This window comes from Streptomyces cinereoruber, assembly GCF_009299385.1.
Classification (GTDB): Bacteria; Actinomycetota; Actinomycetes; order Streptomycetales; family Streptomycetaceae; genus Streptomyces; species Streptomyces bikiniensis.
In genome coordinates, this window is sequence record NZ_CP023693.1 from 4,760,000 (window position 1) to 4,781,468 (window position 21,469).

Consider the following 21,469-nt stretch of genomic DNA (forward strand, 5'->3'; position numbering starts at 1 on the left):
AGCATCGCTCGGCCATGTTACTGTCAGTTTCGTGTTCGCTGCAGAACGTCGCCAGTTGATCCTCGAAATGGTGCGCGCCAACGGAGCCGTGTCGCTCCGTGAGCTCGCCCGCGTCGTCCAGACCTCGGAGGTGACCGTACGGAGGGACGTACGGGCCCTGGAGGCAGAAGGACTCCTCGACCGCCGCCACGGCGGTGCGGTGTTGCCGGGCGGATTCACGCGAGAATCCGGCTTCCCGCAGAAATCCCATCTCGCGACCGCGGAGAAGACGGCCATCGCCGACGTCGCGGCGAGCCTCGTCGACGAGGGCGAGGCCATCGTCGTCGGCGCCGGGACGACCACGCAGGAGCTGGCCCGCCGGCTCGCCCGCGTGCCCGGCCTGACCGTGGTCACCAACTCCCTGCTCGTCGCCCAGGCCCTCGCCCACGCCAACCGGGTCGAGGTCGTCATGACCGGCGGCACCCTGCGCGGCTCCAACTACGCGCTGGTGGGCAGCGGGGCCGAGCAGTCGCTCCAGGGGCTCAGGGTCTCCCGGGCCTTCCTCTCCGGGAGCGGCCTGACCGCCGAGCGCGGCCTGTCCACCTCCAACATGCTCTCCGCGAGCGTGGACCGGGCGCTCGTCCAGGCGGCGGCCGAGGTGGTGGTCCTCGCCGACCACACCAAGCTGGGCTCCGACACCATGTTCCAGACGGTGCCCACGGACGTGATCACCCGTCTGGTCACCGACGAGCCCCCGGCCCACGACGAGCGGGCCGCCACCGAGCTCCAGGCCCTCGCGGACCAGGGCGTGCAGATCGCCGTCGCGGGCACGGGCGCCGGCTCCGGACCCGCCGGGGGCGACCAGCTCCCCCCGGGAGCCCGGCCCCGCCGTGACGTGCCCCTCCCGGGCCAGCGCGGCCGGATGGTGGCGGGGCAGTTCCGGGGCCCGGGCGGCGGGCTCGCCGCGGAGACGCTGGAGCGCACGGCCCGGGTCGCGGACCTGCGCCGCCGCTGAGGGGCGGCGCCCGGCCCGCCCCGGGGACGCGCGCCCGGGGCCCGTACGGGCCTCAGGCCTTGATCCCCCGCAGCGTCAGCGCGAGCAGACGGTCCGCCAGCTCGGCGTCCTCCGGGCACTGTTCCGCCGCGAGCGCGATCGCGTTGGTCAGCTGCATCAGGTCCCCGATCGACACGTCGGCCCGGACCTGGCCCGCCTCCCGGGCCCGCCCGAGCAGCAGCTCGCCCGCCGCGCGCAGCGGGTCGCTGCACCGGAAGAGCGCGGAACTGCGGTCGTACGAGGCGCACATCAGCGCGTGCGCGAGACCCCGGTACTCGCCCGCGTGGGCGACCAGGGCCCGCAGCCACTCCACCAGCGCCCGGCACGGCTCGTCGGTGTCCGCCAACGCGCGCGAGCGGTCCAGGAGTTCCGCCAGGGCCTCCTGGAAGACGCCGTTCAACAGGTCGGCACGGGTGGGGAAGTGGCGGTAGAGGGTGCCGATCCCCACGCCCGCCCGGCGCGCGATCTCCTCCAGGGGAGCGTCGGCGCCCTGGACGGCGAAGGCGGCCCGGGCCTCGACGAGCAGTCGTTCGTGGTTGCGGCGTGCGTCGGCGCGCATGGCGGTCGGAGGCCCTCCCCTCGGCGAAGGGCCCGCAGGCGGCTGCCTGCGGGCCCTCCGTACCGTACTGGGTGCGGCGTCAGTCCTTGATGTCGCAGATGGCGGCGCCGGAGGTGACCGAGGCGCCGACCTCGGCGTTCAGGCCCTTGACGGTGCCGGAGCGGTGCGCGTTCAGCGGCTGCTCCATCTTCATGGCCTCCAGGACGACGATCAGGTCGCCCTCCTTGACCTCCTGGCCCTCCTCGACCGCGATCTTCACGATCGTGCCCTGCATCGGAGAGGCGAGGGTGTCGCCCGAGGCCGCCGGGCCGGACTTCTTCGCCGCGCGGCGCTTCGGCTTGGCGCCGGCCGCCAGACCCGTACGGGCCAGGGACATGCCCAGCGACGACGGCAGCGAGACCTCCAGGCGCTTGCCGCCGACCTCGACGACGATCGTCTCGCGGCCCGACTCGTCCTCGTCGGCGTCCGGGCCGGCCGGGGCGAAGGGCTTGATCTCGTTGACGAACTCCGTCTCGATCCACCGGGTGTGGACCCGGAACGGGTCCGCGGTGAACGCCGGGTCGACCACGACCGCCCGGTGGAACGGGATGGCGGTGGCCATGCCCTCCACCTTGAACTCCGCCAGGGCGCGCGCGGCGCGCTGGAGGGCCTGCTCGCGGGTGGCGCCGGTGATGACCAGCTTCGCGAGGAGCGAGTCCCAGGCCGGGCCGATGACCGAGCCGGACTCCACGCCCGCGTCCAGGCGGACGCCCGGACCGGTCGGGGGCTGGAAGAGGGTGACGGTGCCGGGGGCCGGGAGGAAGTTGCGGCCCGGGTCCTCGCCGTTGATGCGGAACTCGAAGGAGTGGCCGCGGATCTCCGGGTCGCCGTAGCCCAGCTCCTCGCCGTCGGCGATGCGGAACATCTCGCGGACCAGGTCGATGCCCGTGACCTCCTCGGTCACCGGGTGCTCGACCTGGAGGCGGGTGTTGACCTCCAGGAAGGAGATCGTGCCGTCCAGGCCCACGAGGAACTCGACCGTGCCGGCGCCGACGTAGCCGGCCTCCTTCAGGATCGCCTTCGACGCGGCGTACAGCTGCTTGTTCTGCTCGTCCGTCAGGAAGGGGGCCGGGGCCTCCTCCACCAGCTTCTGGTGGCGGCGCTGGAGCGAGCAGTCGCGGGTGGAGACCACGACCACGTTGCCGTGCTGGTCGGCCAGGCACTGGGTCTCGACGTGGCGCGGCTTGTCCAGGTAGCGCTCCACGAAGCACTCGCCCCGGCCGAAGGCCGCGACGGCCTCGCGGACGGCGGAGTCGTACAGCTCCGGGACCTCTTCGAGGGTGCGGGCGACCTTCAGGCCGCGGCCGCCGCCGCCGAAGGCGGCCTTGATGGCGATCGGCAGGCCGTGCTCCTTCGCGAAGGCCACGACCTCCTCCGCGCCCGAGACCGGGTCGGGGGTGCCGGCCACGAGGGGGGCGCCGGCGCGCTGCGCGATGTGACGGGCCGCCACCTTGTCGCCCAGGTCCCGGATCGCCTGCGGCGGCGGGCCGATCCAGATCAGGCCCGCGTCCAGGACCGCCTGCGCGAACTCGGCGTTCTCCGAGAGGAAGCCGTAGCCCGGGTGGATCGCGTCCGCCCCCGAGTCCTTCGCGGCCTGGAGGACCTTGGCGATGTCCAGGTAGCTGGTGGCCGGAGTGTCACCGCCCAGGGCGAACGCCTCGTCGGCCGCACGGACGTGCAGCGCGTCCCGGTCCGGCTCGGCGTACACGGCCACGCTGCCGATACCCGCGTCCCGGCACGCCCGGGCCACACGGACAGCGATTTCGCCACGGTTGGCGATGAGCACCTTGCGCACGATGGCTCCCTCCTTGAAACAAGCTGAGTTTAGGGACTGCCGACACGGCCTTTCGACCCGTCCCCAGTGGTGAGCTTTCCCACACGGAGGGTGACCCAGGGCCTGCTCGGATCGTGAATTCCCTTGTCGCACCACGGTACGCAGGGTTCCTTTACGGCACAGTAGCTCCGGGGTGTGGCGCAGGTCTCTGTTCATGAGGCCAGTCGCCGTTCGGGTTTCTTTGTCGGGTCCCTACGAACGGTTCGGCGTTTCTTTGCGCGACCTTCCGTCGTGCCCCGGCGTGTGCGAACTCTTGTCCAGGGGTTTACCGGCCAGTAGCCTTCCCGCTGTCGATCGTACTGTCGGTAACAGGCGAATCCAGGGGGTGGCCGAGGTGGCCCGCAGACCGATAGCCCTCGTGACGGCAGCGGTGCTCCTCCTGGAGGCACCCGGCATCGTCGCGATCAACGCCGTCATGGCGCGCTTCGTGGAGGTCCAGTCGATGTCCCTCGACGGCATGGACCCCGGCGCGATGGTCACCGGCACCTGGGCCCTCGGCATCGCCTCCGGGGCGGCCCTCGTCCTCTGCGCCCTCGTCGCCCTCCGCGCGGGCCTCCGCGACCGCCGCCCGGGCCGCTTCGGCCGGGGCCTGCTCATCGGCTGCGCGATCGTGCACGGCGTCCTCGGCGCGGTCGCCGTCGGCCTCCTCGGCTGGCAGGCCTTCGCCTTCCTGATGACGGTGCTCGGCCTGGTCGTCCTCACCCTGGTGGCGTACGGGAAGGGGGCCGGGGAGCGACCGGCCGCCGAGGAGGAGACCCCGGCCCCGGCCCCCGCCTGAAACCCTCAGGCCCAGAGGTCCGTGATCTCCACGCCCAGCTTGCGCAGCAGCCGCCGCAGCAGCGGCAGGGACAGGCCGATCACGTTGCCCGGGTCGCCGTCGATGCCGTCGATGAACGGCGCCGAGCGCCCGTCCAGGGTGAACGCGCCCGCCACGTGCAGCGGTTCGCCGCTCGCCACGTACGCCGCCACCTCCTCGTCCGTCGGCTCGCCGAAGCGGACCACGGTGGAGGCGGTCGCCGACTCGTAGCGCTTGGCGGCCGTGTCGTACACGCAGTGACCCGTCTGGAGGACGCCGACCCTGCCCCGCATCGCCTTCCAGCGGGCCACGGCCTCCTCGGCGTCGGCCGGCTTGCCCAGTGCCTTCCCGTCCAGCTCCAGGACCGAGTCGCAGCCGATGACCAGCGCGCCGAACACCTCGGGCCGGGCGGCCACATGGGCGGCCTTCGCCTCCGCGAGGGCGAGCGCGAGCTCGGCCGGGGTCGGGGCGTGGACCTTGTCCTCGTCGACGCCGCTCACGATCACCTCGGGAGCGAGTCCGGCCTGCCGCAGCAGACCGAGCCGGGCGGGGGAGGCGGAGGCGAGCACGACACGGCGCGGATCAGCAGTCATGGGGGCAGCGTAGCCAGTACGGGGGCCGGGGTACGCGCGCGTGGCTGTGCCTGATCTGCCGGAGGCACGTACGCGCGTGGCTCAGCGCACGCCGACCGCGAACATCGCCACCACCATCGCGAGCGCCAGGAGCACGCCGGCGCGGCGGAGCATCGCCTGCATCTCGCGCATGAACTTCGGCGGCTGATTCTTCGGGTCGGACCACAGCATGCCCACGATCCTGCGGCCGGAAGGGGGTACGGCGCCTGAGTACGGGTACTCAACCGGCCCGGTGTCCGCGGTCACACGCGCGGAGGGCCGGACCCCCCGCACAAGGGATCCGGCCCCGCGGCCTTCCGGCCCCCACGTCTACACGGGCCAGTACGACCTCGCCCAGGCCCGCGGACCCGGGCGCTGCCGTACGGCCCGCGCGATACGGGAGGGGTCCGACCACCCCTCCGGTACCGCCGGGCCGCCGCTCTCGGCGGACGCCGCCGCCGTGGCCGCGGCCCGGGCCTGAACCACCGCCAGTGCGGCGGCCAACTCCTCCGGAGTCGGGTTTCCTCGTACGACCTTGATCATGTCGGCTCCTTGCAGGTCCGGAGGGTTCAGAGCGGGATGTTGCCGTGCTTCTTCGGGGGCAGGGATTCCCGCTTCGTACGGAGCTGACGCAGGCCCTTGACGATCTGCGGGCGCGTGTCGGACGGCAGGACCACGCCGTCGATGTACCCGCGCTCGGCCGCCGTGTACGGGTTGAGCAGGGTGTCCTCGTACTCCTGGATCAGCCGCGCCCGGGTGCCCTCCACGTCCTCCGCCTCGGCGATGGTGCGGCGGTGCAGGATGTTGACCGCGCCCTGCGCGCCCATGACCGCGATCTGCGCCGTCGGCCACGCCAGGTTCAGGTCCGCGCCCAGGTGCTTGGAGCCCATGACGTCGTACGCGCCGCCGAAGGCCTTCCGGGTGATGACCGTGATCAGCGGGACCGTGGCCTCCGCGTACGCGTAGATCAGCTTCGCGCCGCGCCGGATGATGCCGCCGTACTCCTGGTCCACGCCCGGCAGGAAGCCCGGCACGTCCACGAAGGTCAGGACCGGGATGTTGAAGGCGTCGCAGGTGCGCACGAAGCGCGCGGCCTTCTCGGAGGCGTCGATGTCCAGGCAGCCGGCGAACTGCATCGGCTGGTTGGCGACCACGCCGACCGGGAAGCCCTCGACGCGGCCGAAGCCGGTCAGGATGTTCGGCGCGAACAGCGCCTGCGTCTCCAGGAACTCGCCGTCGTCCAGGACGTGCTCGATGACCTTGTGCATGTCGTACGGCTGGTTCGCCGAGTCCGGGATGAGCACGTCCAGCTCGCGGTCCTCGTCCGACACCTCGGTGTCCGCGGTCTCCGGGAAGGCCGGCGGCTCCGACAGGTTGTTCGAAGGGAGGTAGGAGAGCAGGGACTTCACGTACTCGACGGCGTCCTTCTCGTCCCCCGCCATGTGGTGCGCCACGCCCGAGGTCGCGTTGTGCGTCCGGGCGCCGCCCAGCTCCTCGAAGCCCACGTCCTCGCCGGTCACCGTCTTGATGACGTCGGGGCCCGTGATGAACATGTGCGAGGTCTGGTCGACCATCACCGTGAAGTCGGTGATCGCCGGGGAGTACACCGCGCCGCCCGCGCACGGGCCGACGACCAGCGAGATCTGCGGGATCACGCCGGAGGCGTGGGTGTTGCGGCGGAAGATCTCGCCGTACATCCCGAGCGCGCTCACGCCCTCCTGGATGCGGGCGCCGCCGGAGTCGTTGATGCCGATGACCGGGCAGCCGGTCTTCAGCGCGAAGTCCATCACCTTGATGATCTTCTGGCCGTACGTCTCGCCGAGCGCCCCGCCGAAGACCGTGAAGTCCTGCGAGAACACGGCCACCGGGCGCCCGTCGACCGTGCCGTAGCCGGTGACGACGCCGTCGCCGTACGGGCGGTTCTTCTCCAGGCCGAAGTTGGTGGAGCGGTGCCGGGCGAACTCGTCCAGCTCGACGAAGGACCCCTCGTCGAGGAGGAGGGCGATCCGCTCGCGCGCGGTCAGCTTCCCCTTCGCGTGCTGCTTCTCCACCGCACGCTCCGAGCCGGCGTGGGTGGCCTCGTCGATACGGCGCTTGAGGTCCGCGATCTTGCCCGCGGTCGTGTGAATGTCGATCTCGTGCTGCTCTGCCGGCTCGGACATCGGGATGCGGCTCCCTGCCTGGTCACGGGGGGTTCGTTGACTGCGAATGGGCTACTGGTGCCCTACTGACCCGTAGCGTATCCACGCCGATACGGTTCGGCACTGCGGTCTTTGCCACACCTACTCTGGCTTGCATGACGTCCTCCCAAGGCTCCGGCGGACGCTGGTCCGACCTCGACCGGCCCCCGCTCAACGAGACGGCCCTGCGCCGCGCGCTCGTCCTCCCCGACGGACTGTGGACCTCGCTCGACGTGGTCCCCACCACGGGTTCCACCAACACCGACCTCGCCGCCCGGGCCGCCGACCTGCCCGAGGGCGCGGTCCTCGTCGCCGAGGAGCAGACCTCGGGCCGGGGCCGTCTCGACCGCACCTGGACCGCCCCCGCCCGCTCCGGGATCTTCGTCTCCGTGCTGCTCAAGCCGGACGTGCCGGCCCACCGCTGGGGCTGGCTCCCGCTGCTCACGGGCGTGGCGGCGGCGACCGGCCTCGCGAAGGCCGCCGGCGTCGACATGTCCCTCAAATGGCCCAACGACCTCCTCGTTTCCGTCAAGGGCGAGGAACGCAAGACCGGCGGCATCCTCGCCGAGCGGGCCGGCACGGACGGCGTCGTCGTCGGCCTCGGCCTCAACGTCACCCTCCGCGAGGACGAACTGCCCGTCCCCGGCGCCGGCTCCCTCCTCCTGGCCGACGCGGTCTCCAGCGACCGCGACACCCTCCTGCGGGCCGTCCTGCGCTCCCTCGCCCAGTGGTACGGGGAGTGGGTGCGGGCCGGCGGCGACCCCGCCGCCTCCGGGCTCCAGGAGGCCTACGCGGCCGGCTGCGCGACCCTCGGGCGCCGGATCAGGGCCGAGCTGCCCGGCGAGCGGACCCTGGAGGGCGAGGCGATCGCCCTGGACGGCGACGGGCGCCTGGTGGTGGCCACGGAGGGCGGCGGCACGGAGGCGGTGGGCGCGGGCGACATCGTCCACGTACGGACGCCGGACCTCTGACGGACCCGGAGGGGTCGGGGAGCCGTTCCGGAACGGCTCCCCGACCCCTCCGGGGGACGGAACGGCCCGCCTTCCGGGCGTGAGCCATTCCACACCTGTCGTATCGTGGAGCGCGATCCAGGCGACAGATCGGCAGGGCAAGTGGGCAGGGAACGGGCAGGAGGCGGCCGGTGACCGTCGACGACGAGAACTCGGGCGGAGCGCCCGAGCCTCCCGCGTACCCCACCCCCCACCACGAGGTCGACCACACGGCCGAGCCGAGCGACGACCCCCTCGCCATCCGCCTCGAACAGCTCATCCTCGGCGCGGACCGCCGCTACACGCCCTTCCAGGCCGCCCGGACCGCCGGCGTCTCCATGGAGCTGGCCTCCCGCTTCTGGCGCGCCATGGGCTTCGCCGACATCGGGCAGGCCAAGGCGCTCACCGAGGCCGACGTGCTCGCCCTGCGGCGGCTCGCGGGCCTCGTCGAGGCCGGGCTGCTCAGCGAGCCGATGGCCGTGCAGGTCGCCCGGTCCACCGGGCAGACCACCGCCCGGCTCGCCGAGTGGCAGATCGACTCCTTCCTGGAGGGCCTGACCGAGCCGCCCGAGCCCGGCATGACCCGCACCGAGGTCACGTACCCCCTGGTCGAGCTGCTCCTGCCCGAGCTGGAGGAGTTCCTGATCTACGTGTGGCGCCGGCAGCTCGCCGCCGCCACCGGCCGGGTCGTGCAGGCCGCCGACGACGAGGAGATGGTCGACCGTCGGCTCGCCGTCGGCTTCGCGGACCTCGTCGGCTTCACCCGGCTCACCCGCCGTCTGGAGGAGGAGGAGCTGGGCGAGCTGGTCGAGGCCTTCGAGACCACCTGCGCCGACCTCGTCGCCGCGCACGGCGGCCGGCTCATCAAGACCCTCGGCGACGAGGTCCTCTACGCGGCGGACGACGCCGGCATCGCCGCCGAGATCGCGCTGCGCCTGATCGAGACCCTCGGCCACGACGACACGATGCCCGCGCTGCGCGTCGGCATCGCCTTCGGCACCGTGACGACCCGGATGGGCGACGTCTTCGGCACCACCGTGAACCTGGCCAGCCGGCTCACCTCGATAGCCCCCAAGGACGCCGTCCTGGTCGACAGCGCCTTCGCGAAGGAGCTGACCAGGACCGGCGAGGCGCCCGTCTCGGAGGCGGAGGCGGCCGAGGAGGCGGCCCGCGCCGAGAAGGAGGGCCGCACGCCCGCCGCGTACCGCTTCGCGCTCCAGCCGATGTGGCAGCGCCCGGTCCGCGGCCTCGGCGTCATCGAACCCTGGCTCCTGAGCCGCCGTCCGTCCTAGGATCTCCTCCGTGAACGCCGGTTAACAGCCGTTAACGGGCGGAGCCGGCTGGTGGGAGGGTGTGCGGTCATGTCCGAGCAGCGTTTCGGTGAGTTCGTGGTGGTCCGGCGGGAGGGGCACGTCGCCGAGCTGGTCCTCGACCGGCCCAAGGCGATGAACGCCGTCTCCTCCGAGATGGCCCGCTCCCTCGCGGCCGCCTGCGACGCGCTCGCCGCCGACGCCGCCGTCCGCGTCACCGTCCTCACCTCCTCGAACGACCGCGCCTTCTGCGTCGGCGCCGACCTCAAGGAGCGCAACTCCTTCACCGACGCCGAGCTGGTCCGCCAGCGCCCGACCGCCCGCGCCGCCTACACCGGCGTCCTGGAGCTGCCCATGCCGACCGTCGCCGCCGTGCACGGCTTCGCCCTCGGCGGCGGCTTCGAGCTGGCGCTCGCCTGCGACGTGATCGTGGCCGACGCGACCGCCGTCGTGGGCCTGCCCGAGGTCTCCGTGGGCGTCATCCCCGGCGGCGGCGGTACGCAGCTCCTCCCGCGCCGGGTGGGCGCGGCACGCGCCGCCGAGCTGGTCTTCACGGCCCGCCGGGTGGAGGCCGCCGAGGCCCGCGAGCTGGGCCTGGTGGACCTCCTGGCGGAGGACGCGCGCACGGGGGCCCTGGAGCTGGCCGGGCGGATCGCGGTCAACTCCCCGGTGGGCCTGCGCGCCGCGAAGAAGGCCATGCGGCTCGGCCAGGGCCTGGATCTGCGGGCGGGCCTGGAGGTCGAGGACGCGGCCTGGCGCTCGGTGGCCTTCTCGGGCGACCGGGCCGAGGGCGTGGCGGCCTTCAACGAGAAGCGGAAGCCGGAGTGGCCGGGGGAGTGACCCGCCCGGTCCGGCCGGGCCGCCCGATTCACCCGGTCTCGATCCGCCCGACGGGTCACTTTCCGTGACGTCCCGGAGGGGAAAACGGATCAAACCTCCCTAAGCTGGAGGAATGGGTGAGGACGGGCGGCTGCGGGCCGTAGTGGCGCTGGCGCAGGCGATGGCGGCGGCGCACACTCCACGGGAGTTCTGGCGGGCGGCTGCGCTCGGGGCCCGCGACGGGCTCGACGGGAGCTTCGCCGCGCTGTCCGTCTGGGAGCGGGACCACGGACGGCTCAAGGTCCTGGTGAACGCCGGGGAGCGGGCCGTGGGGGAGGAGGAGTTCCCGGACGCGGAGACGTACCCGGTCCACCAGTTCCCCGAGATCACCGAGTTCCTGCACGAGCGGTGGGCGGGCGGCGGCGAGCCCGACGCCTGGGTGGAGACCGCCGCCGACCCCGTCGCGACCGGCCGCGTGACCGGTCTGCGGCGGCGCGGCCGGGGCTGCTGCGTGGTCGCCCCGATCGTGCTCCACGGGCGGGCCTGGGGCGAGCTGTACGTGGCCAGGCCGCCCCAGGCGAAACCTTTCACCAGCGCGGACGCGGGCTTCGCGACCGTCCTCGCGGCGGTCGTCGCGGCGGGCATCGCCCAGGCCGAGCGCCTGGAGGAGGTCCGCAAGCTCGCCTTCACCGACCCCCTGACCGGCCTGGCCAACCGGCGGGCCGTCGACACCCGGCTGGACGAGGCCGTCGAGCGCTACCGGACGGACGGCTCCGTGGTGAGCCTGGTGGTCTGCGACCTCAACGGCCTCAAACGGGTCAACGACACCCACGGCCACGCGGTCGGCGACCGCCTCCTCGAACGCTTCGGCTCCGTCCTCTCCCGCTGCGGCGCCCGGCTCCCCGGCGCCCTCGCCGCCCGCCTCGGCGGCGACGAGTTCTGCCTCCTGACGGTCGGCCCGACGGCGGACGAGGTGGTCGCGGTCGCCGAGGAGCTGTGCGTACGGGCGGCGGAGCTGGAGCTGGGCGAGGGCGTGGCCTGCGGGGTGGCTTCCACGGGCGACCCGATCGGACCCCTCAAGTCGGCCCGCCGCCTCTTCCGGCTCGCGGACGCCGCGCAGTACCGGGCCAAGGCCGGGCGCTCGGCGAAGCCCGTGGTGGCGGGGCGCGACGGCACGGTCGTGCGCCTCGCGGACGCGCCGCCGGGCGCCCGCGACCGCCGCCGCTTCCGCGACGCGCCGCCGGTGGAACTGCCGGAGCCGGGGACGACGGACCCGGAACCGGGACTGCCGGCCCCGGATCAGGACCCGGACCCCGGCCCTGGTTCTGGCCCCGGCTCCGACCTCGGCCCGGGCCGGGGCCCGGAGCGCCCCGAGCCCGCGGCCTGGCCCGTGGAGCCCCCGGGCGAGGACCCGACGGAGACGGCCCTCCGGCCCGAGGAGCCCCCGTCGGAGGACGGGCCCCCTCCGGCGGACCGGTGAACGGGCCTTACGGGACCCGGCGGGTGACGGGCCCGGTCGCGGCGGGCGGTCCGGCGGCACCGGAGACGGGATCGGCGACAGCGCCGGGCGGCCCGGCGACAGCGGGAGCGGAAGCTGCACCGGCACCAACACCGCGTCCGGCACCAACACCGCCTCCGGCACCGACACCGCGTCCGGCACCGGCCCGGAGGCGGTACCGGAGGCGCCGACCCGGTAAGGGACAACCCCCACCCGGGCCGGTGACGAAATCCCCTAGTGACAGGTCGGTCTTCAATCCGTAGGGTGCTGAATATGGATATGCAGACAGTCGTCCTCGGCACGTCCGGCACGACCCCGCAGGACGTCGTCGACGTCGCCCGCCACGGCGCCCGCGTCGAGCTGTCGACCGAGGCCGTGCAGGCCCTCGCCGCCGCCCGGGAGGTCGTCGACGCGCTCGCCGCCAAGCCCGAGCCCGTCTACGGGGTCTCCACCGGCTTCGGCGCCCTCGCCACCCGCCACATCGGCCACGAGCTCCGCGCCCAGCTCCAGCGCAACATCGTGCGCTCGCACGCCGCCGGCATGGGCCCCCGCGTCGAGCGCGAGGTCGTGCGCGCCCTGATGTTCCTGCGCCTGAAGACCCTCGCCTCCGGCCGCACCGGCGTCCGCCCCGAGGTGGCCCGCACCATGGCCGACGTCCTCAACGCCGGCATCACCCCGGTCGTGCACGAGTACGGCTCCCTCGGCTGCTCCGGCGACCTCGCCCCGCTCTCCCACTGCGCCCTGGCCCTCATGGGCGAGGGCGACGCCGAGGGCCCCGACGGGCAGGTCCGCCCCGCCGGCGAGCTGCTCGCCGAGCACGGCATCGCGCCCGTCGAGCTCAAGGAGAAGGAGGGCCTCGCCCTCCTCAACGGCACCGACGGCATGCTCGGCATGCTGGTCATGGCCCTCGCCGACCTCGACACCCTCTACAAGTCGGCCGACGTCACCGCCGCGCTCTCCCTCGAAGCCCTCCTCGGCACCGAGAAGGTCCTCGAACCCGAGCTGCACGCCATCCGCCCCCACCCCGGCCAGGCCGCCTCCGCCGCCAACATGCTGGCCGTGCTCAAGGGCTCCGGCCTCACCGGCCACTTCCAGGCCGGTGAGGCCCCCCGCGTCCAGGACGCCTACTCGATCCGCTGCGCCCCGCAGGTCGCCGGCGCCGGCCGCGACACCCTGGCCCACGCCCGCCTCGTCGCCGAGCGCGAACTGGCCGCCGCCGTCGACAACCCGGTGGTCCTGGCCAACGGCGAGGTCCGCTCCAACGGCAACTTCCACGGCGCCCCCGTCGCGTACGTCCTCGACTTCCTCGCGATCGCCGCCGCCGACCTCGGCTCCATCGCCGAGCGCCGCACCGACCGGCTCCTCGACAAGAACCGCTCGCACGGCCTGCCGCCCTTCCTCGCCGAGGACGCCGGCGTCGACTCGGGCCTGATGATCGCCCAGTACACGCAGGCCGCCCTGGTCAGCGAGATGAAGCGGCTCGCCGTCCCGGCCTCCGCCGACTCCATCCCGTCCTCCGCGATGCAGGAGGACCACGTCTCCATGGGCTGGTCCGCCGCCCGCAAGCTGCGCACCGCGATCGGCAACCTCACCCGGATCATCGCCGTCGAGCTGTACGCGGCCACCCGGGGCGTCGAGCTCCGCGCGGGCCTCACCCCGGCCCCCGCCTCGCGGGCCGTCATCACCGCCCTGCGCGAGGCCGGCGTCCAGGGCCCCGGCCCGGACCGCTTCCTCGCCCCCGACCTGGCCGCCGCCGACGCCTTCGTACGCGAGGGACGGGTGGTCGCCGCCGTGGAGCCGGTCACCGGCCCGCTGGCGTAAGGGCGTTGGAGCACGCGCGAGGGCCCGCCCCCACCGGAGGTCTCCGGCGGGGGCGGGCCCTCACGCACAAGTGCGCGACGGGGGAACGCGGTTCAGGAGGCCCGGCCCCGGCGGCGCATCGCCAGGACCACGAAGCTCGCACCGACGCCCAGGAACGCCGTCCCGCCGAGCAGGTACGGCACCGTGTCCCGGCCCCCGGTCTCCGCGAGGCGCCCGTCGGGCACGGCGGGACCGCTCTCGCTCACCCCGACCCGTACCCCACCGCCCCACCGGTCGGCGGCGTTCGCGGACGGCACGAACCACAGGGCGCACAGCAGCGTTCCGGCGACGGCGGCGGTCAGCAGGAGGCGTCGGGCGGCGGACACGGAGATTTCGATCCTCCTTGCGGAAACCGTGAATCGGTCGGCGTGCCGATGCTAGTGAACACAGCGGGTCGCGGGAAAGCCGAGGCCCTCCCGACCCCTACGCTCCGGACCATGAGCACTTCTGACACCACGCGCTATGTACGCCTTCGCGTCGATGTGGTCCTGGAGATCGACGGACCGGCCGAACTGGCCGCGGCGGCCGAGGCCCGGATCGACGCCGACGAGTTCATGCCCGAGGAGGAGCGGACGCACGCCCGCGCCGCCGCGCGCGAGGACGGCGCCGAGGCCCTCGCGTACCTCGTCGAACCCTTCGACCTGATCCGCGACGTCCCCGGCATCGAGATGGTCCAGGCGTCCTGGAGCAGCGAGGAGATCGATTACGACCCCGATGCGCTGGAATGGGACCTCGGAGAGGAAGATGGGGCGGAGGAAGACGAAGACGACCGCCCCTGAGGCCGGTGTCCTGCCTGCTCGCGGGCCCCGGGACACCGTCCCGGGGCCTTCCCGCGACACCGGGCGCCCGGCGGGGAACCGAACGCTCCGCCGGTGCGTGTCGATCAGTGGTGTTCCCCACAAAACGTACGGTTCCCGAACCGAACGGGTTGTCATGGGTAGGGAAGCAAGCGTGCACAGGGAATCGGCGACGATGGAGAAGCGTGTGATGACGGACGGCAAGCGCCGCAGGAGCCTGGCGGCCGCGGCTGCCCTGCTCAGCGGTGTGTTGGTGCTCTCGGCGTGCGACGACGGCGACAAGGGCGGCAGCGGCGCCTCCGGAACCGCGACCCCGCAGTCGCAGGAGCAGGTCGACGAGGCGGCGGCGCAGAAGACCTCCAAGGCCCGGATCACGATCTCGCCGGAGAACGGCGCGCAGAACGCCTCCATCAACAACGACGCCAAGGTCACCGTCGCCGACGGCAAGCTCACCGAGGTCGTCATGACCTCCGCCGAGGGCACCGCCGTCAAGGGCGAGATAGCGGCCGACGGCCTCAGCTGGAAGCCGACCGTCGCGCTCAAGCGGGCCACGGTCTACAAGATCACCGCCACCGCGGCGGACGCGGCCGGCCTGGAGGCCCACGAGAACTCCTCGTTCACCACCGTCTCGCAGGCCAACAGCTTCATCGGCAACTTCACGCCCGAGGACGGCTCGACCGTCGGCGTCGGCATGCCGGTCTCGATCAACTTCAACAAGGCGATCACCGACAAGAAGGCCGTCCAGAGCGGCATCACCGTCACCTCCAGCTCCGGCCAGGAGGTCGTCGGCCACTGGTTCAACTCCCAGCGCATCGACTTCCGCCCCGACGAGTACTGGACCGAGGGCTCGACCGTCACGCTGAAGCTGGACCTCGACGGGGTCGAGGGCGCCGACGGCGTCTACGGCGTCCAGCAGAAGACCGTCACCTTCAAGATCGGCCGCAACCAGGTCTCCACCGTCGACGTCGCCACCAAGACCATGACGGTCAAGCAGGACGGCAAGACGGTCAAGACCATCCCGATCTCCGCCGGCTCCCCGGAGAACCCGACCTACAACGGTCAGATGGTGATCTCCGAGAAGTTCAAGGAGACCCGGATGAACGGCGCCACCGTCGGCTTCACCGACGACGACGGCAAGGGCGAGTACGACATCAAGGACGTGCCGCACGCCATGCGCCTGTCCAGCTCGGGCACCTTCATCCACGGCAACTACTGGGGCCCGGACTCGATCTTCGGATCCTCGAACACCAGCCACGGCTGCGTGGGCCTCAACGACGTCAAGGGCGCCGGCGACCCCAACCAGATGGCCGCCTGGTTCTACGACCACTCGCTCATCGGCGACGTCGTGATCGTCAAGAACTCCAAGGACAAGACGATCAAGCCCGACAACGGCCTCAACGGCTGGAACATGAACTGGTCGGACTGGAAGGCCGGCTCGGCCCTCTAGCCCCCTCCCGCGCGCACCCGAAGGGCCCCTCCACCGGGAGGGGCCCTTTTCGCGCGTGCGGCCCTACCGCGCGTCCACGGGCTCGTCCACGCCCCACTGCGCGAGCAGCCGCAGCGCCTCCGCCGAGGGCGTGCCCGGCTCCGCGTGGTACGTCACGAGCACCAGGTTCGGATCGGCGCCGGACACCTTCAGCGTCTCGTACGACAGCTCCATCTCGCCCACCAGCGGATGCCGCATCCGCTTCGTGCCGTGTCCCTTGTCCGCCACGGTGTGCGCCGCCCACAGCGAACGGAACTCCTCGCTCCGCACCGACAGCTCGCCCACGAGCGCCAGCAGCTGCGGATCGTCCGGGTAACACCCCGCGTACAGCCGCAGCACGCTCACCACCTCGGTCGCCTTGCACGCCCAGTCGAGGTACAGGGACCGCGCGTTCGGGTCGAGGAAGACCATCCGGGCCATGTTCCGCTCGTGCGGCTCCCAGGCGGTGAAGTCGCCGAGCAGCGCCCGCGCCGTCCGGTTCCAGGCGAGCAGGTCGAGCCGGCGCCCCAGGACGACGGCGGGCACCCCGTCCATCGAGTCCAGCAGGTACGAGAGCCCCGGCCGCACCTGCTGGGGACGGGAGATCGCCGCCCGCTGCCGCTTCTTCACCGTCGGCTTCGCCAGGTGCGTCAGATGCGCCCGCTCGGTGTCGCTCAGGCGCAGCGCCCGCGCGATCGCGTCCAGGACCTCCATGGACACGTTGCGGCCGTTGCCCTGTTCGAGCCGGGTGTAGTACGCCACCGAGACCCCGGCCAGCTGCGCCAGCTCCTCGCGGCGCAGCCCCGGCACCCGCCGGTGCCGCCCGAACTCGGGCAGCCCCACGTCCTGCGGCTTCAGCCGGGCTCTGCGGGAGCGCAGGAATTCACTGAGTTCGGCACTGGGGTCCATCCGTCCCATTATCGCCGCCGGACCGGGCCGCCGGACGTACGTTCCTGACCCTGCCAGTGGTAGGCACGGCGGTCGTACGAAGAACAGGTGCCTGGGTGGCGCCGGCGTTCCCGAGCAGGCTGGGGGCATGACCACGAACGTGACCACCGTCCCCGCCTACGCCGCCCCCGCCGCCCACGCCCCCCTCGAACGCACCACCGTGCCGCGCCGCCCGGTCGGCGAACACGACGTCCTCATCGAGATCAAGTACGCCGGGATCTGCCACTCCGACATCCACCAGGCGCGCGACGGCTGGGGCGAGGGCATCTACCCGATGGTCCCCGGCCACGAGATCGCCGGCGTCGTCGCCGCGACCGGCCCCGGCGTGACGAAGTTCCGAGTGGGCGACCGGGTCGGCGTCGGCTGCTTCGTCGACTCCTGCCGGGAGTGCGAGTACTGCCTGCGCGGCCTGGAGCAGTACTGCGTGCAGGGCGGCACGGGCACGTACAACGCCCTCGACAAGAACGGCGAGCCGACCTACGGCGGCTACTCCACCCACATCGTCGTGGACGAGAACTACACCCTGCGCATCCCCGAGGGCATCGGCCTGGACGAGGCCGCCCCGCTGCTCTGCGCCGGCATCACCCTCTACTCGCCGCTCGCCCACTGGCAGGCCGGCCCCGGCAAGAAGGTCGCGATCGTCGGCCTCGGCGGCCTCGGCCACATGGGCGTCAAGATCGCCCACGCGCTCGGCGCGGAGGTGACCGTCCTCAGCCAGTCCGAGAAGAAGCGGGAGGACGCCCTGAGGCTGGGCGCCGACCACTACCACGCGACGAGCGACCCGGAGACCTTTACCGCCCTCGCCGGCACCTTCGACCTGGTGCTCTCCACCGTCTCGGCACCGCTGGACTTCGACGCCTACCTGGGCCTGGTGCGCACGGACGGCGCCCTGGTGAACGTGGGCGCGCCCGAGGAGCCGGTCGAGATCGGCCTGTTCTCCCTGATCGGCGGCCGCAAGACCCTCGCCGGCTCGATGATCGGCTCCATCGCGGAGACGCAGGAGATGCTCGACTTCTGCGCCGCGCACGGCCTGGGCGCGGAGATCGAGGTGATCGCCGCGGACCGGATCAACGAGGCGTACGAGCGGGTGATCGCGAGCGACGTCCGCTACCGCTTCGTGATCGACACGTCGACCATCTGACGCGCCCGCGTACGGCCGCCGGGACCTGACGGCCGGGGCATGACGTCCGGAGTAATCGACCCGCACGGCACGCCCCGGCACGCTGTCCCCATGACCGCATACGCCCTCGGAAACCTGCACCCGAAGCCCGTCCTCGACGAGGAGGTCTTCACGTACATGGAGCGCATCCAGTCCACCCTGGACCCCTACGGCGGCCGCTTCCTCGTCCACGGCGCCCCCACCCGCGAGGTCCCGGAGGGCACCTGGCCCGGCGCCCTCGTGATCATCGCCTTCCCGACCTACGAGAACGCCCGCGCCTGGTACACCTCCACCCCCTACCAGGCCCTGATCCCCCTCCGCACCCGCCACATGAAGGGTGACGTCCTCCTGATCGACGGGGTCCCGGAGGGCTACGACCCGGCGACCACCGCCGCGGCCCTGCGGGCGGCGACGGCGGGGTGACGGGAGCGGCTACGACGGGAGCGGGCCCCGCCGGTGACGTTCGAGCGCCACCTCCAGCAGGATCTCGCGCAACCGGTCGCGGCTCCGGCCGCGCGTCTTCACCGCGTGGCAGTTCGGGCACAGCGCGACCATCTGGCTCGGGTGGTCACGGCCGCCCGCCGCCAGCTCCACCACGTGGTCGACCTCCAGCAGGGGCAGCCCCCGGTCGGTCCGGTCGTCCGGCTGCCCCGGACACTCCGGGTTCTCGCACCGGTCGCCGCAGCGGATCAGCACGGCCCGGCGCGCCGGACCCGACCGGAGGGGGTCCCGCACGGTCCGCTCGCGGTACCGGACCCCGTCCCGGGCCTCGCGCCGATCGACGAGCGCGCACCACTTCTCGTACTGCGCGGCGGCGGCCACCGGGTCCACGGGACCGGCGTCGCCGTCGTGGACCGGGTCGTCGGCCACCGAGTCCTCGTAGAGCCCGACCTCCTCCAGGAGCGGGACCTCGTCGAGGCCGTCGAAGAACCGCTCGACGATCGCCCCGACCACGGCGACCCGCGCCTGCCCCGACCCGGCGACGAGCGCGTGGACCGGGGCGGCCAGGCCGCCCTCGGGCCGCTGCTCCGAGAACCACTGGTGGAGGGCCGCGTCGCCGTGCGCGGACGGGACCTCGCCCGTGTGCCCCTCCAGGGACCACAGGCCGGCGCGGTGGAGCGCGAGGACGGGATAGTCCGGCCGCGGCCGCTCGCCGCGCAGCCCGTGGCGCCCGAGCAGCCCCCGCAGGGCGGTGGCCGTCTCCCCCCAGGAGAGCATCCGCGGCTCACCGCGCAGGGCGCGTCCGACCGCCCACAGAAGGGTGATCGGCTGGTAGAGCCGCGGACCGCCGACCGTCGAGGCGACCCGCAGCTTCGCGATCCGCTCGACGAGCCGGTCGGCACCGGCATCGGCTTCGACGGCCGACGAGCGCTCCACCCGGAAGCCCAGGTCCGTCAGCAGTCTCACCGCGTGGTCGAGGCCGCCCGAGAACTCCGAGGGCTTCAACGGCCGCTGCCCGGGCAGGTGGCCGTGGGCCGCCCCCACGATCGCCTTCGAGTCGTAGGACCGCCCGTCGACCACCAGCCGGTACGTCCGCGACGGCCCGAACCCGTACCGCTCCAGGAACGCCCTGCGCCCGAGGCGGTCGAACTCCTCGACCGCCTGCATCACCTGCGCGGCACCTATGTCAGTCAGAGTCACGGGCCCGACGGTAGCCGAGGGGCCCGCTCCGGAGGACGGGGGATCAGCCCTCCGCCTTCGCCACCCCGATCGGGCACGAGACCCCCGTGCCGCCGATGCCGCAGTAGCCCGCCGGGTTCTTGTCCAGGTACTGCTGGTGGTAGGCCTCCGCCGGGTAGAACGGGCGGTCGGCGGCCGGGAGGACGTGGGTGGTGATCTCGCCGTGGCCCGAGCCCGTCAGGACCTTCTGGTAGGCCGCGCGGGAGGCCTCCGCCGCGGCGGCCTGGGCGGGGGAGTGGGTGTAGAGCGCCGAGCGGTACTGGGTGCCCACGTCGTTGCCCTGGCGGAAGCCCTGCGTCGGGTCGTGGGACTCCCAGAACAGCTTCAGGAGCGTCTCGTACGAGACCTCCGACGGGTCGAAGACCACCCGGACGACCTCCGTGTGGCCGGTCAGGCCCGAGCAGACCTCCTCGTACGAGGGGTTCCGCGTGAAGCCGCCCTGGTAGCCGACGAGGGTCGTCCAGACGCCCTCGGTCTGCCAGAACTTGCGCTCGGCGCCCCAGAAGCAGCCCAGGGCGAAGTCGGCGACCTCCAGGCCCTCCGGGTACGGGCCGACGAGCGGATTGCCGAGGACCGTGTGCCGCGCGGGCACGGAGAACTCCGGCTCGGCGCGGCCGGGCAGCGCCTGCTCGGGGGTGGGGAGGACGGGGGTGCGGGACAGGAACATGCTGCATCTCTCCTCGACGGTCGTCGGCAGTCCGCACAACACCGGCGGACCGGAAGGGATTCCCCCGTCAGCGCGGCAGCGTCAGCGGGCTGCCGCCGTTCGCCTCGTACCCCGCCACCGCCAGGTTCCGGAAGACCGTGTACTCCGCCGCCGGGTCCGCGCTCAGCGTCCACGGCACCGCGCCCACGTGCCCGTCCACCTTCACCAGCTGGTGCATGGCCTCCGCCCAGCGCTCGCCCCGCACCAGGAACCAGATCAGCAGATGGCGCACGTGCGCCGGCATCGGGTCGTCCGGGCGGGCCGAGTGCACCGCGTACAGCGCGCCCTCCACCGCCTTCGACACCACCGCCGTACGGAAGAAGTCCTGCACGAGCACCACGTCCGGCACGTGCTCGTACACCGCGAACAGCGGCAGCGCGGCGAGCAGCGAGCCGCGCGGGGCGCGCGCCGCGGCCGTCGTCGCGAAGTGGTCCGCCTCCTCGCGCGAACCGTGCCACTTCTCGCACCAGTAGTGCAGCGCCGCCAGGTGCGCCCCCATGTGCGCGGGCGCCCGGTCGATCACCTTCGCCCACACCTGGTCGAACCGCTCCGGCCCGTAGCCCAGACCGCGCGCCACCGCCAGCTGCGTGATGTACGGGACGGGGTCGCCCGGGGCGAGCAGCGCCGCCTCCTCGGTGACCTTCAGCGCCTCCTCCAGGATGATCCGGAAGTCGTCGCTCCCGGCCACCGAGGACCGCCACGCCTGCTGCACCAGGAACTCGGCGTGCACCGCCGCCCCGCCCGGGTCCTTCGGCGCGTCCGCCCGCCAGGCCCGCAGCCACGCCCCGCCGACGCCCGGCTTCTCCTGGAGCTCCAGGGAGGCCGCGCCCGCGAACGCCTGCACGCGCTGCCAGCGCACCTCGCCGTCCTTGCCGGTCCCGGCGAGCAGCTGCGAGGCCGCCTTCCAGTCCTGGGTGGCCTGCACGACGTTCAGCACGTCGAGCAGGTCCTCGTCCGCCCCCGGCAGCCGCACGTCCTGGTCCTCCTGCGGCACGAACCCGTACGCCGCCGGGTCCGCCGCGTCGGGCGACCCCGGCGCGGCCAGCCGGATGCCGCCGGCCCGGCGGCGCAGCAGATAGGGGCCGAGGACGCCGAACAGCAGCCCGAGCGCGATGAGGAACCAGAGAATCTCCATGTGTCCATTGTCCAGGACAGGCCGTGAGACGAACGCGGCGGCGGGAGCCTC

21 protein-coding genes and 1 pseudogene are annotated in these 21,469 nt (G+C 73.0%); 11 read left to right on the forward strand and 11 right to left on the reverse strand.

Translation table 11 applies throughout. The annotated features are described in order from the left end of the window. Positions 1–67: 67 nt before the first annotated feature. Positions 68–994, forward strand: a complete 927-nt coding sequence (locus tag CP977_RS21610; RefSeq protein ID WP_062752530.1) for a DeoR/GlpR family DNA-binding transcription regulator — start codon at positions 68–70, stop codon at positions 992–994. Between the two features lie 52 nt (positions 995–1,046). Here the strand turns inward: CP977_RS21610 and CP977_RS21615 are convergent, their stop codons facing one another. Together CP977_RS21615 and CP977_RS21620 are read right to left on the reverse strand one after the other, a co-directional pair. Next, positions 1,047–1,592 (reverse strand): TetR/AcrR family transcriptional regulator, encoded by a 546-nt coding sequence (locus CP977_RS21615; RefSeq protein WP_152370669.1) that lies wholly within the window; start codon positions 1,590–1,592, stop codon positions 1,047–1,049. Positions 1,593–1,671: 79 nt separating this feature from the next. Further along, the gene (locus CP977_RS21620) at positions 1,672–3,426 is read right to left on the reverse strand and encodes an acetyl/propionyl/methylcrotonyl-CoA carboxylase subunit alpha (protein ID WP_062752528.1); all 1,755 of its coding nucleotides are present in this window, start codon (positions 3,424–3,426) and stop codon (positions 1,672–1,674) included. A gap of 373 nt (positions 3,427–3,799) precedes the next feature. Between CP977_RS21620 and CP977_RS21625 the strand changes: the two genes are divergently transcribed. Then, the gene (locus CP977_RS21625; RefSeq protein WP_167308900.1) at positions 3,800–4,243 is read left to right on the forward strand and encodes a hypothetical protein; all 444 of its coding nucleotides are present in this window, start codon (positions 3,800–3,802) and stop codon (positions 4,241–4,243) included. 5 nt (positions 4,244–4,248) lie between these two features. On the opposite strand, the gene CP977_RS21630 is transcribed toward CP977_RS21625, so the two are convergent. From CP977_RS21630 to CP977_RS21640, 4 genes are all read right to left on the reverse strand, one after another. Further along, positions 4,249–4,854 carry a nucleoside triphosphate pyrophosphatase gene (locus CP977_RS21630; RefSeq protein WP_062752527.1) on the reverse strand — a complete coding sequence of 202 codons (606 nt, stop codon included), beginning with the start codon at positions 4,852–4,854 and terminating at the stop codon, positions 4,249–4,251. Between the two features lie 81 nt (positions 4,855–4,935). Then, complete coding sequence (gene mmpB / locus CP977_RS35240) at positions 4,936–5,064, reverse strand: morphogenic membrane protein MmpB (protein ID WP_260321758.1); 129 nt, start codon at positions 5,062–5,064, stop codon at positions 4,936–4,938. A gap of 138 nt (positions 5,065–5,202) precedes the next feature. Next, the gene (locus tag CP977_RS21635) at positions 5,203–5,415 is read right to left on the reverse strand and encodes an acyl-CoA carboxylase subunit epsilon (RefSeq protein ID WP_062752524.1); all 213 of its coding nucleotides are present in this window, start codon (positions 5,413–5,415) and stop codon (positions 5,203–5,205) included. Positions 5,416–5,441: 26 nt separating this feature from the next. Next, positions 5,442–7,034 carry an acyl-CoA carboxylase subunit beta gene (locus CP977_RS21640; RefSeq protein ID WP_062752523.1) on the reverse strand — a complete coding sequence of 531 codons (1,593 nt, stop codon included), beginning with the start codon at positions 7,032–7,034 and terminating at the stop codon, positions 5,442–5,444. A gap of 134 nt (positions 7,035–7,168) precedes the next feature. On the opposite strand from CP977_RS21640, the gene CP977_RS21645 reads away from it, so the two are divergent. The 5 genes and pseudogenes from CP977_RS21645 to hutH all read left to right on the forward strand — a co-directional run bounded on the left by CP977_RS21645 (position 7,169) and on the right by hutH (position 13,489). Then, positions 7,169–8,023, forward strand: coding sequence for a biotin--[acetyl-CoA-carboxylase] ligase (locus CP977_RS21645; RefSeq protein WP_062752522.1), 855 nt, complete (start codon positions 7,169–7,171; stop codon positions 8,021–8,023). 170 nt (positions 8,024–8,193) lie between these two features. Beyond that, entirely contained in the window at positions 8,194–9,333 is a 1,140-nt protein-coding gene (locus CP977_RS21650) for an adenylate/guanylate cyclase domain-containing protein (protein WP_062752521.1), read from the forward strand. A gap of 69 nt (positions 9,334–9,402) precedes the next feature. After that, positions 9,403–10,191 (forward strand): enoyl-CoA hydratase/isomerase family protein, encoded by a 789-nt coding sequence (locus CP977_RS21655; protein ID WP_062752520.1) that lies wholly within the window; start codon positions 9,403–9,405, stop codon positions 10,189–10,191. A gap of 112 nt (positions 10,192–10,303) precedes the next feature. Next, a pseudogene (locus CP977_RS21660) lies at positions 10,304–11,413 on the forward strand (GGDEF domain-containing protein); the annotation flags it as partial. A gap of 534 nt (positions 11,414–11,947) precedes the next feature. Continuing rightward, entirely contained in the window at positions 11,948–13,489 is a 1,542-nt protein-coding gene (gene hutH / locus CP977_RS21665; RefSeq protein WP_062752518.1) for a histidine ammonia-lyase, read from the forward strand. Positions 13,490–13,581: 92 nt separating this feature from the next. On the opposite strand, the gene CP977_RS21670 is transcribed toward hutH, so the two are convergent. After that, positions 13,582–13,854 carry a hypothetical protein gene (locus tag CP977_RS21670; RefSeq protein ID WP_062752517.1) on the reverse strand — a complete coding sequence of 91 codons (273 nt, stop codon included), beginning with the start codon at positions 13,852–13,854 and terminating at the stop codon, positions 13,582–13,584. A 111-nt stretch (positions 13,855–13,965) separates the two neighbouring features. On the opposite strand from CP977_RS21670, the gene CP977_RS21675 reads away from it, so the two are divergent. Both CP977_RS21675 and CP977_RS21680 read left to right on the forward strand, forming a co-directional pair. Next, complete coding sequence (locus CP977_RS21675; protein ID WP_062752516.1) at positions 13,966–14,307, forward strand: hypothetical protein; 342 nt, start codon at positions 13,966–13,968, stop codon at positions 14,305–14,307. 193 nt (positions 14,308–14,500) lie between these two features. Beyond that, entirely contained in the window at positions 14,501–15,772 is a 1,272-nt protein-coding gene (locus tag CP977_RS21680; protein WP_109185247.1) for a L,D-transpeptidase, read from the forward strand. A 63-nt stretch (positions 15,773–15,835) separates the two neighbouring features. Here CP977_RS21680 and CP977_RS21685 read toward each other — a convergent pair whose 3' ends face one another. Continuing rightward, a complete protein-coding gene (locus CP977_RS21685) occupies positions 15,836–16,699 on the reverse strand; it encodes a helix-turn-helix domain-containing protein (RefSeq protein WP_062756908.1) in 864 nt (287 codons plus the stop codon). 127 nt (positions 16,700–16,826) lie between these two features. Here CP977_RS21685 and CP977_RS21690 point away from each other — a divergent pair, with 127 nt between their 5' ends. Together CP977_RS21690 and CP977_RS21695 are read left to right on the forward strand one after the other, a co-directional pair. Continuing rightward, positions 16,827–17,879 carry an NAD(P)-dependent alcohol dehydrogenase gene (locus tag CP977_RS21690; protein WP_062752514.1) on the forward strand — a complete coding sequence of 351 codons (1,053 nt, stop codon included), beginning with the start codon at positions 16,827–16,829 and terminating at the stop codon, positions 17,877–17,879. A 90-nt stretch (positions 17,880–17,969) separates the two neighbouring features. After that, positions 17,970–18,320 (forward strand): DUF1330 domain-containing protein, encoded by a 351-nt coding sequence (locus CP977_RS21695; RefSeq protein ID WP_152370671.1) that lies wholly within the window; start codon positions 17,970–17,972, stop codon positions 18,318–18,320. Between the two features lie 9 nt (positions 18,321–18,329). On the opposite strand, the gene CP977_RS34470 is transcribed toward CP977_RS21695, so the two are convergent. From CP977_RS34470 to CP977_RS21710, 3 genes are all read right to left on the reverse strand, one after another. Then, positions 18,330–19,538: an HNH endonuclease signature motif containing protein gene (locus tag CP977_RS34470; protein WP_152370672.1), complete on the reverse strand. Its 1,209-nt coding sequence runs from the start codon at positions 19,536–19,538 to the stop codon at positions 18,330–18,332. Positions 19,539–19,581: 43 nt separating this feature from the next. Further along, positions 19,582–20,244, reverse strand: a complete 663-nt coding sequence (gene msrA / locus CP977_RS21705) for a peptide-methionine (S)-S-oxide reductase MsrA (RefSeq protein ID WP_062752512.1) — start codon at positions 20,242–20,244, stop codon at positions 19,582–19,584. Between the two features lie 67 nt (positions 20,245–20,311). Then, complete coding sequence (locus CP977_RS21710; RefSeq protein ID WP_062752511.1) at positions 20,312–21,418, reverse strand: hypothetical protein; 1,107 nt, start codon at positions 21,416–21,418, stop codon at positions 20,312–20,314. Positions 21,419–21,469 lie beyond the last annotated feature (51 nt).

What these genes read in the sequence shown, in the direction of transcription:
- CP977_RS21635 (WP_062752524.1), bottom strand. Translation starts at nt 5,415, where the DNA reads ATGATCAAGGTCGTACGAGGAAACCCGACTCCGGAGGAGTTGGCCGCC.
- CP977_RS21675 (WP_062752516.1), top strand. Translation starts at nt 13,966, where the DNA reads ATGAGCACTTCTGACACCACGCGCTATGTACGCCTTCGCGTCGATGTG.
- CP977_RS21690 (WP_062752514.1), top strand. Translation starts at nt 16,827, where the DNA reads ATGACCACGAACGTGACCACCGTCCCCGCCTACGCCGCCCCCGCCGCC.
- msrA (WP_062752512.1), bottom strand. Translation starts at nt 20,244, where the DNA reads ATGTTCCTGTCCCGCACCCCCGTCCTCCCCACCCCCGAGCAGGCGCTG.
- CP977_RS21645 (WP_062752522.1), top strand. Translation starts at nt 7,169, where the DNA reads ATGACGTCCTCCCAAGGCTCCGGCGGACGCTGGTCCGACCTCGACCGG.
- CP977_RS21710 (WP_062752511.1), bottom strand. Translation starts at nt 21,418, where the DNA reads ATGGAGATTCTCTGGTTCCTCATCGCGCTCGGGCTGCTGTTCGGCGTC.
- CP977_RS21695 (WP_152370671.1), top strand. Translation starts at nt 17,970, where the DNA reads ATGACCGCATACGCCCTCGGAAACCTGCACCCGAAGCCCGTCCTCGAC.
- CP977_RS21680 (WP_109185247.1), top strand. Translation starts at nt 14,501, where the DNA reads ATGGAGAAGCGTGTGATGACGGACGGCAAGCGCCGCAGGAGCCTGGCG.
- CP977_RS21655 (WP_062752520.1), top strand. Translation starts at nt 9,403, where the DNA reads ATGTCCGAGCAGCGTTTCGGTGAGTTCGTGGTGGTCCGGCGGGAGGGG.
- hutH (WP_062752518.1), top strand. Translation starts at nt 11,948, where the DNA reads ATGCAGACAGTCGTCCTCGGCACGTCCGGCACGACCCCGCAGGACGTC.
- CP977_RS21615 (WP_152370669.1), bottom strand. Translation starts at nt 1,592, where the DNA reads ATGCGCGCCGACGCACGCCGCAACCACGAACGACTGCTCGTCGAGGCC.
- CP977_RS21630 (WP_062752527.1), bottom strand. Translation starts at nt 4,854, where the DNA reads ATGACTGCTGATCCGCGCCGTGTCGTGCTCGCCTCCGCCTCCCCCGCC.
- CP977_RS21610 (WP_062752530.1), top strand. Translation starts at nt 68, where the DNA reads ATGGTGCGCGCCAACGGAGCCGTGTCGCTCCGTGAGCTCGCCCGCGTC.
- CP977_RS21685 (WP_062756908.1), bottom strand. Translation starts at nt 16,699, where the DNA reads ATGGACCCCAGTGCCGAACTCAGTGAATTCCTGCGCTCCCGCAGAGCC.
- mmpB (WP_260321758.1), bottom strand. Translation starts at nt 5,064, where the DNA reads ATGCTGTGGTCCGACCCGAAGAATCAGCCGCCGAAGTTCATGCGCGAG.
- CP977_RS21640 (WP_062752523.1), bottom strand. Translation starts at nt 7,034, where the DNA reads ATGTCCGAGCCGGCAGAGCAGCACGAGATCGACATTCACACGACCGCG.